General features: G+C 56.2%; 10 protein-coding genes, 1 tRNA gene, 2 rRNA genes and 3 pseudogenes (1 of these 16 cut by a window edge). 8 read left to right on the plus strand and 8 right to left on the minus strand.

The window, feature by feature from the left end; all coding sequences use genetic code 11:
* The 4 genes from OU993_RS14020 to OU993_RS14035 form a co-directional block, all read left to right on the plus strand.
* Positions 1 to 1,023: ribosomal RNA gene (locus OU993_RS14020) — 23S ribosomal RNA — on the plus strand; it begins 1,864 nt to the left of the window's first position.
* Positions 1,024 to 1,294: 271 nt separating this feature from the next.
* A 5S ribosomal RNA gene (gene rrf / locus OU993_RS14025) occupies positions 1,295 to 1,409 on the plus strand.
* A gap of 83 nt (positions 1,410 to 1,492) precedes the next feature.
* Positions 1,493 to 1,569 (plus strand) — tRNA-Met (locus tag OU993_RS14030).
* A 373-nt stretch (positions 1,570 to 1,942) separates the two neighbouring features.
* Complete coding sequence (locus OU993_RS14035; RefSeq protein WP_268158356.1) at positions 1,943 to 2,515, plus strand: hypothetical protein; 573 nt, start codon at positions 1,943 to 1,945, stop codon at positions 2,513 to 2,515.
* Positions 2,516 to 2,551: 36 nt separating this feature from the next.
* Here the strand turns inward: OU993_RS14035 and OU993_RS14040 are convergent.
* From OU993_RS14040 to OU993_RS14055, 4 genes and pseudogenes are all read right to left on the minus strand, one after another.
* Positions 2,552 to 3,364, minus strand: a pseudogene (locus OU993_RS14040) (recombinase family protein); the annotation flags it as partial.
* A 216-nt stretch (positions 3,365 to 3,580) separates the two neighbouring features.
* A complete protein-coding gene (locus OU993_RS14045) occupies positions 3,581 to 3,919 on the minus strand; it encodes a hypothetical protein (RefSeq protein WP_268158357.1) in 339 nt (112 codons plus the stop codon).
* Positions 3,920 to 4,326: 407 nt separating this feature from the next.
* Positions 4,327 to 5,109 (minus strand): PAS domain-containing protein, encoded by a 783-nt coding sequence (locus tag OU993_RS14050; RefSeq protein WP_268158359.1) that lies wholly within the window; start codon positions 5,107 to 5,109, stop codon positions 4,327 to 4,329.
* 13 nt (positions 5,110 to 5,122) lie between these two features.
* Positions 5,123 to 5,491 carry a response regulator transcription factor gene (locus OU993_RS14055; RefSeq protein ID WP_268158361.1) on the minus strand — a complete coding sequence of 123 codons (369 nt, stop codon included), beginning with the start codon at positions 5,489 to 5,491 and terminating at the stop codon, positions 5,123 to 5,125.
* 73 nt (positions 5,492 to 5,564) lie between these two features.
* Between OU993_RS14055 and OU993_RS14060 the strand changes: the two are divergent.
* Positions 5,565 to 5,764: pseudogene (locus OU993_RS14060) on the plus strand (IS3 family transposase); the annotation flags it as partial.
* An 84-nt stretch (positions 5,765 to 5,848) separates the two neighbouring features.
* Here the strand turns inward: OU993_RS14060 and OU993_RS14065 are convergent.
* Genes OU993_RS14065 through istA form a run of 3 tightly spaced genes read right to left on the minus strand, consistent with a single transcriptional unit; the run spans position 5,849 to position 8,308 of the window.
* On the minus strand, positions 5,849 to 6,046 hold the full coding sequence (locus OU993_RS14065) for a hypothetical protein (protein WP_268155107.1): 198 nt from the start codon (positions 6,044 to 6,046) through the stop codon (positions 5,849 to 5,851).
* Positions 6,043 to 6,816 carry an IS21-like element helper ATPase IstB gene (gene istB, locus OU993_RS14070; protein WP_268154921.1) on the minus strand — a complete coding sequence of 258 codons (774 nt, stop codon included), beginning with the start codon at positions 6,814 to 6,816 and terminating at the stop codon, positions 6,043 to 6,045. Before istB ends, OU993_RS14065 begins: the two co-directional genes overlap by 4 nt.
* Complete coding sequence (gene istA, locus OU993_RS14075) at positions 6,809 to 8,308, minus strand: IS21 family transposase (RefSeq protein WP_268154920.1); 1,500 nt, start codon at positions 8,306 to 8,308, stop codon at positions 6,809 to 6,811. The genes istB and istA overlap by 8 nt, the downstream gene beginning before the upstream one ends.
* 774 nt (positions 8,309 to 9,082) lie before the next feature.
* Here istA and OU993_RS14080 point away from each other — a divergent pair.
* Positions 9,083 to 9,628, plus strand: a pseudogene (locus tag OU993_RS14080) (IS3 family transposase); the annotation flags it as partial.
* 386 nt (positions 9,629 to 10,014) lie between these two features.
* On the opposite strand, the gene OU993_RS14085 reads toward OU993_RS14080, so the two are convergent.
* Positions 10,015 to 10,680 carry a hypothetical protein gene (locus OU993_RS14085; protein WP_268158363.1) on the minus strand — a complete coding sequence of 222 codons (666 nt, stop codon included), beginning with the start codon at positions 10,678 to 10,680 and terminating at the stop codon, positions 10,015 to 10,017.
* A 154-nt stretch (positions 10,681 to 10,834) separates the two neighbouring features.
* On the opposite strand from OU993_RS14085, the gene OU993_RS14090 reads away from it, so the two are divergent.
* Positions 10,835 to 13,114, plus strand: coding sequence for a glycosyltransferase (locus OU993_RS14090; protein WP_268158364.1), 2,280 nt, complete (start codon positions 10,835 to 10,837; stop codon positions 13,112 to 13,114).
* Positions 13,115 to 13,169: 55 nt separating this feature from the next.
* Positions 13,170 to 14,102 (plus strand): UDP-glucuronic acid decarboxylase family protein, encoded by a 933-nt coding sequence (locus OU993_RS14095; protein ID WP_268158366.1) that lies wholly within the window; start codon positions 13,170 to 13,172, stop codon positions 14,100 to 14,102.
* The last annotated feature ends 39 nt before the right edge of the window (positions 14,103 to 14,141 follow it).

Below are 14,141 nucleotides of genomic sequence, written 5' to 3' on the forward strand. Positions count from 1 at the left end.
GGAGAGGTGCAAGCTTTGAATCGAAGCCCCAGTAAACGGCGGCCGTAACTATAACGGTCCTAAGGTAGCGAAATTCCTTGTCGGGTAAGTTCCGACCTGCACGAATGGCGTAACGACTTCCCCGCTGTCTCCAGCAGAGACTCAGTGAAATTGAATTCCCCGTGAAGATGCGGGGTTCCTGCGGTCAGACGGAAAGACCCCGTGCACCTTTACTATAGCTTTACACTGGCATTCGTGTCGGCATGTGTAGGATAGGTGGTAGGCTTTGAAGCCGGGACGCCAGTCTCGGTGGAGCCATCCTTGAAATACCACCCTTATCGTCATGGATGTCTAACCGCGGTCCGTCATCCGGATCCGGGACAGTGTATGGTGGGTAGTTTGACTGGGGCGGTCGCCTCCGAAAGAGTAACGGAGGCGCGCGATGGTGGGCTCAGAGCGGTCGGAAATCGCTCGTCGAGTGCAATGGCATAAGCCCGCCTGACTGCGAGACTGACAAGTCGAGCAGAGACGAAAGTCGGTCATAGTGATCCGGTGGTCCCGCGTGGAAGGGCCATCGCTCAACGGATAAAAGGTACGCCGGGGATAACAGGCTGATGACCCCCAAGAGTCCATATCGACGGGGTTGTTTGGCACCTCGATGTCGGCTCATCGCATCCTGGGGCTGGAGCAGGTCCCAAGGGTTTGGCTGTTCGCCAATTAAAGCGGTACGTGAGCTGGGTTCAGAACGTCGTGAGACAGTTCGGTCCCTATCTGCCGTGGGTGTAGGAATATTGACAGGATCTGTCCCTAGTACGAGAGGACCGGGATGGACATATCTCTGGTGGACCTGTTGTCGCGCCAGCGGCATAGCAGGGTAGCTATATATGGAAGGGATAACCGCTGAAGGCATCTAAGCGGGAAACCCACCTGAAAACGAGTATTCCCTATCAGGGCCGTGGAAGACGACCACGTTGATAGGAGGCGTGTGGACGTGCAGCAATGCATGAAGCTTAGCCTTACTAATAGCCCGATCGACTTCATCGTTCCCATTGTAAATGCTCATCAACGCGGCTAACGCCGCGTCGATGATGCCTTCGTTCTGTCCTCACGCTGGCGGCTCTTCGAGCCTTCGCTGCGGACGGCGCGCCGGACAACCGGCGGCTCGGCTCTGCCGGCTGCTGGTGCCACGCGAAACGAACAAAAGACGTGTTCAAAAAAAAGACTATTGGCTACTGCCTACTGGCTAAGCCCTCAGTCACCAGCTTCTCAACAATCTCCGGCGCCAAACCGCGCCGGATACATTGCCCTTAGCTGACCTGGTGGTCATGGCGGGGCGGCTGCACCCGTTCCCATTCCGAACACGGCCGTGAAACGCCCCTGCGCCAATGGTACTTCGTCTCAAGACGCGGGAGAGTAGGTCGCTGCCAGGTCTGCTAAAGGCAATACAAAATCTTCTCACAACAAAACCTCCCGGACACAAAAAAGCCCGGACATGACAAAACACACCCAATAACGCGGGGTGGAGCAGCCCGGTAGCTCGTCAGGCTCATAACCTGAAGGCCGCAGGTTCAAATCCTGCCCCCGCAACCACCGACATTTGTAACGCCATCCATTCGACCTCCTTCTCCGCAAGGATCGAATGACAGCGGTTCAGGTAAGCGACCTTCTGGTCCAGCGTGTTCAGCTGTCCTGCATTCCGTTTGGCGACAAACTCGGCAGAGTGTTTTGCCTGTAACTCCTTAGATGCTTCCCGCCAGGCTTCCTGTGCAGCGATGATGGCCGCGAGATGCCCGTGAACGGTCAGATCGGCAGACTTGCCATCCTGTGACGGCGCGACGACCACCTTGACGAACAATCGCCTCATGAAATCGATCCATGGGCTGATGTCTTTGGCCTGGGGATTGGAGAGACCCGCCTTCAGCTCGGCGATAGCCGGCGTCAGGAGCAAGCGTGTCAAGCCTGTATGGATTGGCTGGGGTTGCTTCGCTTCGGGAACAGCGGCCAGTTGCTCGGAAAGTGCCAGGCGCTGCTTCTCCAGATCTTCGAGCATCTGATCCAGCACGGGCAGCGGCATCTGGCCTGCCAGCATGCGCTGCGCCAGTTGCTCCCCCAGCACTCTCTGCTTCGTGATGTTCGCATCGATCTCGGCCTTGAGGCGGGCCGGTTCGGTAGACGAAATCTTCTGTTTACGTTTGGCGGCTGCGGCAAGGCTGCTGTTGATACGCTCGACATTGTCGGCACCAAGGAGATTGTCGGGGATGGCCGCAAGGACGCGCTCTTCCAGTTCCTGTCGGCCGATGGTCTTGCTGTTGGTACAAACGATGTGACCCAGGTGAGGTATGGGCAGTTTCTTTTGGCGATTTGTGCAGCCGTAGCGATCCTTTGCCATGACCGCATAGGGACCGAAGCAATGGCCGCATTCGAGGATGCCGCTCAGCAGGTATCGTGGGCGGTGCGTCCGGTTCAAATTGTTGGTCGAGGTATGCGCGAATGTCTTCTCGACAATTTTTTGGCGGCGCTTGACGGCAGCCCATAGTTCGTCGGACACGATACGCAGTTCCGGGACGTCTTTGACGACCCATTGCTCCTCCTTATTGAAGCGCGCAACGCGCTTCTCAGTATCTGGGTTTTTGCGGTACTCGCGCCTGTTCCAGACGATGCGACCGATGTAGGCTTCGTTGTTCAGGATGCCGCTTCCTCGGCTGACATGGCCGCGGATGGCGGTATCGCGCCAAAGCATGCCGCGCGGGCCTGGAACAGGAGGCTGCCGGTTGTTGAGTTCGACGGCCAGTTCCTTGGGTGACCTGCCCTTCGCGTATTCCTGAAAAATCCAGCGGATGATCTCCGCTTCGGCCTCGTCGATTTCGCGTTTGCCTGGAATACGATCCCCCTTTTCGTCGTAGGACTGCAGGAGCTTGTAGCCGTAGGAAAGCCCGCCTGGGACCTTGCCTTTGCGGACAGCGGTCTTCATCCCTTCGCGCGTGCGGTATCGGATCTGCTCGATCAGTTCATGGCTTAGGACAGCGCGCAGACCCATTTCCATATCGGTTACGCGGACATTCGCGTGCGCCGTCCATAGCTCGACGCTGTGAAAGTTGAGCTTCTTGAGGATGGCGGCGCTGTGCTCGGTGTCGCGTGACAGGCGATCCACGGTGATGCACAGAACAACATCGATATCGCCCTGCGCGACCCGGCGCAGAAGTGCCTGGATACCAGGCCTCAGCTTGTAGCTCGTGCCGCTGATGGCACGATCTTCGTATGTCGAAACAAGTTCCCATCCGCGGTCGGCGATCATGGCCAAACCGACCTCGATCTGCGTCTCGATTGAGACTTCGTTTTGCAGGTCGGTCGAATAGCGTGCGTAAAAGACGACTTTTTTGGTCATGACATCCCCGGGGTTCTGCCGGGTACCTAGTGACAAGAGAGCAATGATACAAGCAAAGGGTTCCAGTCTTTCCGCTGGAGACTGGTTGGTATGCCGATTCAAGCGCAAACGTCGTTTGATGAAGTAACGGGGGGAGACGGGTAGTTGGGCTGAAAACGGCGTTGTGGGATGTCGATCCTATGGTGCGGGACCGGCATCCAGTGGTAGGCTGTCCGATCAGTATGGAGTTTGATCGCTGCCCAGTAGATGAGGCTTGCGCCGGAAATCCCAGCCACCGTCGACATATCTGTCGATAAGATCGCCCAGCGCCCGGTCTGAGGCGGCCGGATCAAATCCCTGCTCGACCAGCTTCTCCAAAATCGCTTCCTCGACCTTGTTCATCCGAGCCGTATTGCCTTCGCGCTCGGCAAGTCTCGCAGTGTTGACAATCAACCACTGCAGCGCGATCCGCGCGATGTCGTCGCGGCCGGGGCGGCGTAGCTTCTTCTGCTCATCACGATATTCCTGTTGCCGCGTTCTCTGCTCTCGAAGCCGTGCGGCTTTGGATTTAGGCATCACCGCCTCCCGCAAACGCCGTTCGCCCGAGAATCGGAAATATCGTGCGCGGAATCGATGTTTGCCGGATCTGAATCTTGGGAGGCACAGCCGGAATCGAACGTGTCGGAAATCGGTTGCGTTGGCGGCTCCATCCGAAATCATGGTCGACTGCGCCGACCCAGCCCAGAAAAACGGAAACGCGAGCCATCATGTCCATTCGATGCCTCTCAGGCAGTCGACATAGCAAAGATCGCGGAAATCGCGACGATGGACTTTCCGCATCCAGTTGCAGGCATCCTCCTCCGAACACCTGTCCTCTTCATAGGGGACAAAGAAGCTAGGTCGGTATCGTTCACGGTGAAGCGGTATCCAGAGCAGGCCCTTGAAGCGAACGGGCTCTTCGTCATCCATGATGTTCGTCTTTATCAAAGCAGACGTAGCATCTTTGGCAAGGTCGAGCCCATGCAGCGCGGTGTTGGCTGCAATCGGCATGACGAAGCGCGGCACTCGCGCTCCGTCCTCCACGAAGATCGTTTCCTGATACGGCAGCTCCAGGAGGTGTGTGTCTCCGCGCCGAACATCTCCACCGTCTTGTCATTGACATCCAGCACGATTGTATTGCGAAGTGCCAATTCAAGCCAAGCTTCATCCTTGTGGAAATGCTCTGCGAGGTCGGTGACGCCCGCTTGCATGAGTTCCCCAATCATGCGGCGGACACCGGAGAAGTCCAGCTCCCAGAATGAGGCGGCCATCGCTTGGAAAATGTTCTCGTAGCGGTGTGAAGCGATACGAACCTGTTCGGCAATCTCCTCTGTGCGGGTGAGGTCGCGGCTTCTTTCTACAACGAAGCACGGAATGTTTCCGTTGGCCTCGTCAAACTGCAACGAACAGTCGACCCCGATTTTCAATTCCGCGCCAGTCGCCGAACGTCTGTAAAGTTCTCCAGACCACTGTCCCGCGTCGAAAAGCAGGCGTTTGATCGTATCCAGGCCGTGGGGATGCCGCGTCAAAAGGAGTTCGTCGATATCACGGCCCTCCATTGCTGAGATTGAATACCCGTAAAGCGAAAGCGCCGCCTTGTTGAAAAACTGAATTGCGCGCTGCATGTCATAGATGATGACGGCGTCCGGCAAGGTGTCCAGCGCTGAAGCCAAGGTCCGGAGATGGGAAGAAGCCACCGCCGAAGTCATCATAGTCTTGGTGCGCATGACTGTTCCTCCGTCAACGCTCGGCGAAGACCCGATCGAGGCATTCGAGCAGCCGCTCGCTCTCAAAGGGCTTCGACAGAAGACAGATCGGTCCAGACGCAAGGGCGTCACTGATAATCGAACGCTCTTGCAATGCGGTCATCATGATGACGGGCAGCGAGCTTCGGCGCGCTGCCATGGTCCGCTTGAGCTCAAGGCCGTTCATTCCCGGCATGTGGATATCGGTGACCAGGCAATCGACCGTGTCCACCTCCGTCGATCTCAAGAAGGCTTCGGCGTTTTCGAAACCGACGGCAATATAGTCCGACGCCTGGAGCAGGCTGACCAATGCGTGCCGCAGAGACCTGTCGTCGTCGACAATGGCAATCGAGATGTCCGTCACGAAGCTTTCCTATCTACGTGCTCTGGCGTGCAGCATGCGCGATCCCGACACGCTTCGGAATCATACGATGGTTTACCCGTTTGCCGGAAGTCGGATGTTAGCCAAGGGCTTTTGAGGGGAGAAGGGTTGGAGACCGGGCGGCTACACGTCGCCACGCTGATGAAGAAGATGGGCATCGAGGCGATCTACCGCCGCCCGAACACCTCTAAACCAGCGCCAGGTCACAAAATCTATCCTTACCTCCTGCGAAAGCTGACGGTCACCCGGCCCAATGTTGGCGGCTGTCCAAAAGCGCGGATAAATGGTGCCGAGGATTGAGAACTTTGAAAGCGGCTGAAGAAGCCGCCTTCAGTGTTGCTAATCTTGATTATCGTCGGAAGCTTGTTGGTTTTGGACCATGTGCTGGATGTCAGGGGCGTAATGGTTCCAGATGGCGTCGCGCAGATCATCGAGGAGTTCGAAGACGGCCCATGCCTGCTCGGGGGTCCATTCGGCACTGATGAGGATTGGCAGGCCACGCTTGAGACCTGAAGAGTGGTGCGTCTTTTCGGTCATGATGCGGGCTCTGTTTCGCCGGATTGGTGACTGGCGCGTTGCTGACGCTGGGCTATGGAGCGCTCGTTGGCTTCCTTGAAGCGATAGGAATCTCCTTCGATCGCGACGACTTCGCAGTGGTGGACGAGACGATCGACCAGGCTGACGACGCACGCGGCGTTCGGAAAGACCTCCGACCATTGCGCAAAGGGTTTATTGGTGGTGACGATGGTCGAGCGTTTCTCGTATCGGCGGCTGATGAGCTCGAAGAGCAGATCGGCATGGCGGTTGGAATAGGATAGGTAGCCGATCTCGTCGATCAGCAGGACGTCATGGGAAGCATAGTACTGAAGCTTGCGGCGCAGCAGGGAATCGCTGTCGATGGCGGCGAGTTCGCCGAGCATTTCGCTGGCGGTGCGGAACAGGACCGAATGGCCCCGGATGAGTGCCTGGTAGGCGATGTTGAGGGCGAGCGTCGATTTGCCGACGCCGTTCGGACCGATGAAGACGATGTTGGTGGCATCCTTCATGAATGCCAGCGTCATCAGTTCCTCGACGGTGGCGCGGTCGATGCGGCGCGGCCACTTCCAGTCATAGTCGGCCATTTGCTTGAAGTGGCCGAGCCTGGCGGTGCGCATGCGTCGCAGCAGCGAGCGGTCGGAGCGCTCGTCTTCTTCCCACCGGATCACGGTCGGCACCCAGTCCTGTGTGGCGATCTCGTCCCAATGGGCCGTCAGGCCATAAAGGCGCAATTGTCTGGCGCGATTGAACAGGGTGTCGATCTTATTCATCGTCGTTTCCTTTCAATGTGAGTTGATCGTAACGGTCGAGCTTGTGGGGAATGACAGTCGTGTCCTTCTTGCGGACATGCTCGGGCAGCCTGGTTTCGACCGGGGGCGGAGCGCCCCGCGCAATCCGGCGGCGTTCGAGCACTGATCGAACCGCCTTGGAATGCGAGGCGCCGGCGCGCAAAGCGTCTTCGACGGCCGCCTGGAGTTCCTGGGCGCCGTAGAGGTCGAGCAACGTCAGCATGGCGTTGGTGATTGCGCCGATATTGGCGCCACGTTCTGCGGCATGCATCATCAGCTTCTGACAAGCCGGCACGGCCCGCGTCAGGCTATTGAGGCCGCGATGCTGGCGTGCCTCGCGCTTGACGGCGACGAGTGCCTTCAGGTGCTGAGGATCCTCGATCTGCTGGCCCCTATCGAAGCTGCGACGGTGGCTGGCGATCATCGTGGCGGCGTCGAATATCCTGACCTGGACGAGATCGGCGCGAACGGTGAGTGTTCGTTGGACATGCGTATGAGGGACCGAGTAATCGTTCAGATCGAAGCGCACGTAGGGTGTCTTGCCAACCTTCACGGCCACCTGCTCCTCGACGGGATAGGGATTGGCCGGCAAGGGCAGAAGCATGGGCTGTTCTTTTGAGAACGCCTCACGCACCGTCATTGCCCGGTCCTCCGGGCATGGCCTGTCGGCAGCCTGGGTCCGGCACCAGTGTTCGGCCTGGGCATTGAGATCGTCGAGGTCCTTGAAGGTGCGGGCGATGAAGAAGGCTTCCCGGATGTGGCGAATGGCGCGCTCGACACGGCCTTTCTCGTTGCCCCGTGCTACCGCGACAGGACGGGGTTCGAAGCGATAATGAGCCGCGAAGGCCAACAATGTCGGATGGAAGCGGATGGCATCGCCCTGCCGTTCAAGGACGGCGGACTTCAGATTGTCGTAGAGCAGCACTCTGGGAAGGCTGTTCCAGTCGTTGAATGCGCCGACATGGCCGCGCAGGAAGTTTTCCATGCGGGCATCAAGGAAGAAGCGCAGATAGATGTCGCGCGAGTAGGATAGCACCATGACGAAGGCCATCAGCGGGCGGCGGGCCCTGCCGATCTCGATGTGGCCAAAATGACCCCAGTCGACCTGGCCCTGCTCACCCGGCAGGGTGCGTAGTCGTAGATAAGCTTCCGCCGCCTTCCGTGGTCGGTGCAGCGCCACCATGTGCCGGAAGTGGTCGGGCGATCCCTTATAGCCGCGCTCCTGCACCATCCCGTAAAGGCGGCTGGACGTCAGGTCAGGATATTTGGTCAGCGTCTGCTGGATAAACGGCAGGTACAGGTCGATCTCGGCGGGGCGGATCACCGGCCTGTGTCGAGGCAAGCCCGCGTCCTTCAGGACCCTGAAGACGGTGGTGTGATGGCAATGCAATTGCTTGGCGATCGTGCCGCAGCGCCACTTCTCAACGTGGTACAGGCGCAGGATCATCGCTTCCTTCTCGGCAGATATGGTCATCGGTTCGATCTCCATGGTCGAATGGACGCACGTGTGTCCCCCGGCGACGCACGAAGCCGCGGCGAAAGAACAGCGGCACAGAGCTGCCGCAGCGCCGGCACCACGGCTCGATCGATGACACCACGCCAGCGGTGCCATCGCCCGGTGCAACGATGCCGCCGTTTGTGGACGCCTTCAGTCGTGAACCCTCTGGAACGACGGGTGGAGAGTGATGCGTCACGTTTTTGCGAGCCTGCCGATATCGGCGGGAGCGATCGGCATGGGCAAAGCGCCCCGGCCGGGTGCTCTGGTAGCGCCGTCCGGCTGCCCGCAGGCTGTCACGGCGCGCCGCATGGGCGCAGGCAGAACCGCAATAGCGCTGACCCCGATCGCAATGGCGGCAAAGCAGAACCTGCGCGCGACACCGCCCGCAGAGGAAGAAACGAGCAGTTTGCATCGCGGCGGCGCACCTTTCGAAGCGCCGTCGGGATTGATCGGAGAAGCTCGACGGAATGCGCCAATACCATTATAATGACGCTCACCGTGAACCAGTCGGCAGTCCTGCGTGATGACAGCCACGTCATCTCACAGATGCCTGAGGGATTGGACATCGAATTGGCCTGGTAGCTTTGGTCGATGTCTGTTTGCGGCGCTCCGCCAGTCTATCATTGACGGACGCAGCGCGGGATGTGCCTCAGTCGCCCTCCGGGCTCCTGACGCCACATCCCGCGCTCATCTCCCCCATCAAAACCTTTGCAATAATCTCAGGGCCCTGTCCGCCGCGTCCAGATTCGCCGTAATCCCGTCTCGGCACCAAATATGCGCGGTTCTCAACAGCCACCGACACCCAATCAGGTCTGGGCGATGGACCTGACCTACATCCCCATGGCGCGAGGATTTGTCTATCTCTGCGCCGTCGTCGACTGGTTCAGCCGGAAGGTCTTGTCGTGGCGGCTGTCGATCACGATGGAAGCGGACTTCTGCATCGAAGCGGTCGAGGAGGCGCTCGCCCGCTATGGCAAGCCGGAAATCTTCAACACGGATCAGGGCTCGCAGTTTACCTCGGTGGACTTCACGGCGGTGCTGAAGAAAGCTGAGATCGCCATCTCGATGGATGGCAAGGGCGCATGGCGCGACAACGTCTTCGTCGAGCGGCTCTGGCGGTCGATCAAATACGAGGAGGTCTACCTCCACGCCTACAAGGTCGTGTCTGAAGCCCGCCTCGGCATTGGCCGATATCTGACCTTTTACAACACTCGACGCCCACATTCATCCCTTGACCGGCAGACGCCGGATCAGGCCTACTTCAACGCGCTGGCACCCATGATGGTGGCGGCATAATCGAGGTGAAAATCCACTTAGCAATACGCCCGAAACTGTTCAGACAAACCGAGCCACCTCTATCGTTGAAGCGAACGCATCCAGCTTCGGTCGCCGGATCGGTTATTGCCGCTGATAGCCAGGCGGCGTGGAATACGACACCATCTTGGAAACGCTGTCGCGAGATATGTTGAAATGCTTTACAGCCTAACGCCGGCTCATCCCTTCCGAGACGGCCAGGCGAACCTTCAGATAAATTCCACGGTGTAGATCCCCAGCCCTCCTGCGCTCATTGCAGAAGGTAAATAAGTGGCCGACTTTTACGCCGCCCGAAGCGCGACAATCCCGCCGCTACCGTGGTCTAATTTTGCACCGCCGCTCTCAAAGGAATTCGACAAGCAACAACCTTACTTCCTTCCTCTAAGGACTGAGCGCGACCGAATTATCGGCGTTGTCGGCAAGGCGATAGTGCCTGATTTCATGTCATGCCGAATGACAAGATTCGGGCCAACTTTGCAATTGTCTCCGATGGTAACGCCGGCAAAAATGACTGCCCCTGTCGCAATGACACAGCCTTTTCCGATGCGCACATCACTTGAAATCATAGCATGCGGCAGTATTGCAGAAAACTCACCGATCTCGGCCCTAGCCCCTATACAATTGTAGGCGAATAGATGGACATGCCGTCCAATAATTGCATTCGTGACGAGAGAAAAAGGTCCAATGTAGCATCCTTCCGATAGGGATGAGTATCCAGATACAACGCAATTCGGGAAGACGAACCTTGGCCACCGGCAGTTGGCCAAGGCGGGCCGCTCTCGGATTCTCCGCGCGATGTCAGGATCAGTGATCGTCAGAAACGCGTCTGCTTCTGCACCGGCCACGCTATCAATTGTCTCGACCGCTTTTCCCAAAAGGCGTCCTTGTGGTTGATCGTCGACAACGTGGCTGATCGCTGCCCCCGCAGCTTCAAATATGCCCATGAGGTTGTTGGCATTTCTACCTGCGCCGACAAACATGACCTCAGAGATCATCGGGATGAGAGAGGAAAAACTTGATCCTGGCAACTGCATTGATGTTCCGTCGCGCCTAAATTAGTGAATTTGAATTCTTGTTTTATCGAGATCAACTCCTTGATATCTATTACCATCGCTTTCTTAAGCTTTTAATATCATTAAGAGAGAGGCAGTCGCGCCAGTTCGAGCTCATGGAGAAGCGGAGGTTTCGTTGATTATCGTTCTGACCTATGGGAAGGTCTTCACGACCTCACTTGTCGAATTAATGTCGGGAATGTTTCCTGGGGATGTCTTTGACAGCCATACGCTGCAGCCCTTTTTCCCAGAACTCTTACGGGAGTACGAGACCGTAGCACGGGTCGATCTGTCTGGCCTGAATAGGGCCACCACCAATCATGCGATATACAAGCGTATGGCAACTGCGGAACGACGAGGAGAGACCATTACCTTCATCAGCGGCGTGCGCGACCCGGTGGCCCGTAGCCTTTCCGTCGCTATGCAGCTCTACCAAGAGCTGTTCGCCGAAGCTTCCGATTTAGAAAATTCGGAAGAATGCGTAGCGCGTCGCATAGCGCACCAGATTTCAAGTTTGTGGCAGAGCGGTTCAGGCGAGTCCGATGCGCGACGGCGCCTGGCCGAAAAGACCATTCGTTCTCCTTTGACCTGGTTTCAGGAAGAGCTTGTCACCCCTTTCGGCTTTGATGTGTTTAGTCGGGAATTCAACAAAGAAGAGGGATATACGATCTACACGAACGGTCGGATGCGTCTTTTGCTGTTTCGGGTAGAAAACGGATCGGCGGGCGTTGAACGTGGTCTACGAGAGCTTTTTCCAGAACAGGACTTCCATCTGCCCCATGCCAATTCCGGAGACGAAAAGCGGACAGGTTTGATTTACCGAGAGTTGCGCAAATGCTTCAAGATGCCACGCGTAGCCTTGGAGGCGCTCTATGACCAACCTGCGATCAAACACTTTTACACTGAGGATGAGACCCGTTCGGCGATCGAGCGCTGGGTAGATGACGCCTCGTTCTCGGCTGTTTGTCAGGACTCCCAGGCAGAGCGAGCACCTATGATCACGACGCAGTTTATCTCTGCTGAAAACGACAAGGCAACCATCGTAATCCCGCTTTACAACAATGCAGCCTATATCGGCGCGCTACTCGACAGCATCATTACACAATGGCGACCTGATCTCGAATTGCTCGTCGTCGACGACGCCTCCATCGAAGCCAGCCTTGACATTGTCCTTCAAAAGCTCGCAGCGAATCCGCATATCCCTTCAACTATCCTCAGCCATGAGACGAATTGTGTTCATGCGACGCTTGGCGACATTACGAAGCACGCCAAGGGGAGAATCATCATTCAGGCTGACAGCGACGACATCATGCTGCCGGGTAGAATTGCGAAAACGCTGGAGGAATTCGACAAAAACCCTCTTTGCCGTCTTGTAACGAGCAATGCGCTGATGATTTCTGAATCGGGCCTGCCTCTCGGCTTGCTGGATAGCGACCCGCGCGCCTGCGTGGTTCGGCAGCCCGACGATACAGTCCGCAAATGGGGAGCGCCCTGGATCGGCGCAACATCAGCATTTCATCGCTCCGTCTTGGAAGCGTTTCCGTCGGTCGATACCGAACTTTTTCCCTATGGCTTTGACATGATTTCACCGCTGAGGGCAACACTGATTGGACACCATCACCACCTTGCTGAACCTCTGGTCGGCTGGCGACAACACCGCAGGAATTCACATCGCCTTGTCGGTACTTTCAGCGATCAGATTTCCCTTCAGGAGCGCCATCTTTCAATCGAATTGATGGCCCTTGCTCAGCGCATACGGGACGTTGAGTGGGCTCAGCAATCGCGCTATTGCATTGATCCTGAGTTATCCGATAGTGCGCTGTTGTTATCCCAGGGCCTTTTCTTCCAAACATTTGAACGGTGGTCCCGTCTGCGCAGCAGAATGCTTGCAGCCGCCACGCGGACCGTACCCAACCCCGATGAAGGAGCGGGCTACAGGCCTCCAATCGGGATACCGGCCATTGCAACGATGCGGCCCGAGCACAGGTATGTCATGGGTCTGCGGTCGCCGATCTCGAAGGCTTTGTCCATGTGGCCCGGCTTCTATCAACCCGAGGAAAAGCACATATGGACATCGCGGTTCGCCGCATTTGCACTCAGGATCCCTTATCCCAATGTCAAGGCCATTGCGCTCACCTTAGGAGGAACGCTGTTGTTCCCGCCACAGACGGTAGAAATATCCGTCAATTTCGGACAGCCAACGATCATTGATCTGCCTGCAAATGGAACGAACGTGTTTCAAATTCCACTGGAACGACAACCCCATGTTAAGTTGCCCTGGGGAAACGATATCGTCATCATTTCAATTTTTGTGCCGAAAGCAGACGCGCCCGTTAATATAAAACCAGATTACCTCGACGCCAGAACTTTGGGCGCGGGGATCTTTGCGCTAGAACTCCTTATGGGCGATAGCTAAGTTGGCGGATTCCATCGCGATGTTGTCAATTCGAACCCGGAGAGATGGTTCAGCAATGAAAGTTCTCGTTACAGGCGGGGCAGGTTTTATCGGATCTCATTTGTGCCGTCACTTGCTTCAAAAAGGATACAGCGTCACATGCTTAGATAATCTGAATACAGGATTTAAGCAAAACATTGATTTTTTTCATTCATATCCAGAATTTTCATTCATAGAAGCCGACGTTAGAGATGAAATTAATATAGATGTGGACGTTGTATTCAATCTTGCTTGTCCTGCCAGCCCGTCTGCATACCAAAAAGATCCCATTGGTACTTTGATGACCAACGTTGTCGGGACGTTCAATGTTTTGAATCTCGCAATGCGGTGTGGTGCAACCGTTATCCAGGCCTCTACGTCTGAGGTGTACGGTGATCCAGACGTCCACCCACAGTCGGAAAAATATTGGGGCAACGTCAATCCCATCGGCCTGAGATCCTGTTACGACGAAGGTAAACGGGCGGCCGAAACGCTTTGTTTTGACTTTATGAGAACAAAAAATCTATCTGTGAAAGTAGCGCGCATATTTAATACCTATGGCCCAGGAATGGATGTGGATGATGGCAGAGTGATATCGAATTTTATTGTTCAAGCGCTGCGTGGCGATCCAATCTTAGTTTTTGGCGACGGAACGCAAACTCGTTCATTCTGTTATGTTGATGATCTGGTTAAGGGTATAATTTTGCTTTCGGAAAGCGACACCGCCATCAGCGGTCCAATTAATATTGGGAATCCGACCGAAACTTCCATTATCGAACTTGCCCATATTGTAAAGAAACTGACGAAGTCATCCTCATCTATCGAGTATCGATATCTGCCTGAAGACGACCCGAAAAAGCGAAAGCCTGATATTTCGCAGGCCATCGATCTTCTCTTGTGGCAGCCTGAAATATCTTTGGATGACGGTATAGCGTCAGCAATTGATCACTTTAGAAAGATAATTAAATAGCAAATATACATAATTGGACACCTCGATTTCCCCCGTCTC

The sequence above is a fragment of the Rhizobium sp. SL86 genome (assembly GCF_026672545.1).
Lineage (GTDB): Bacteria > Pseudomonadota > Alphaproteobacteria > Rhizobiales > Rhizobiaceae > Neorhizobium.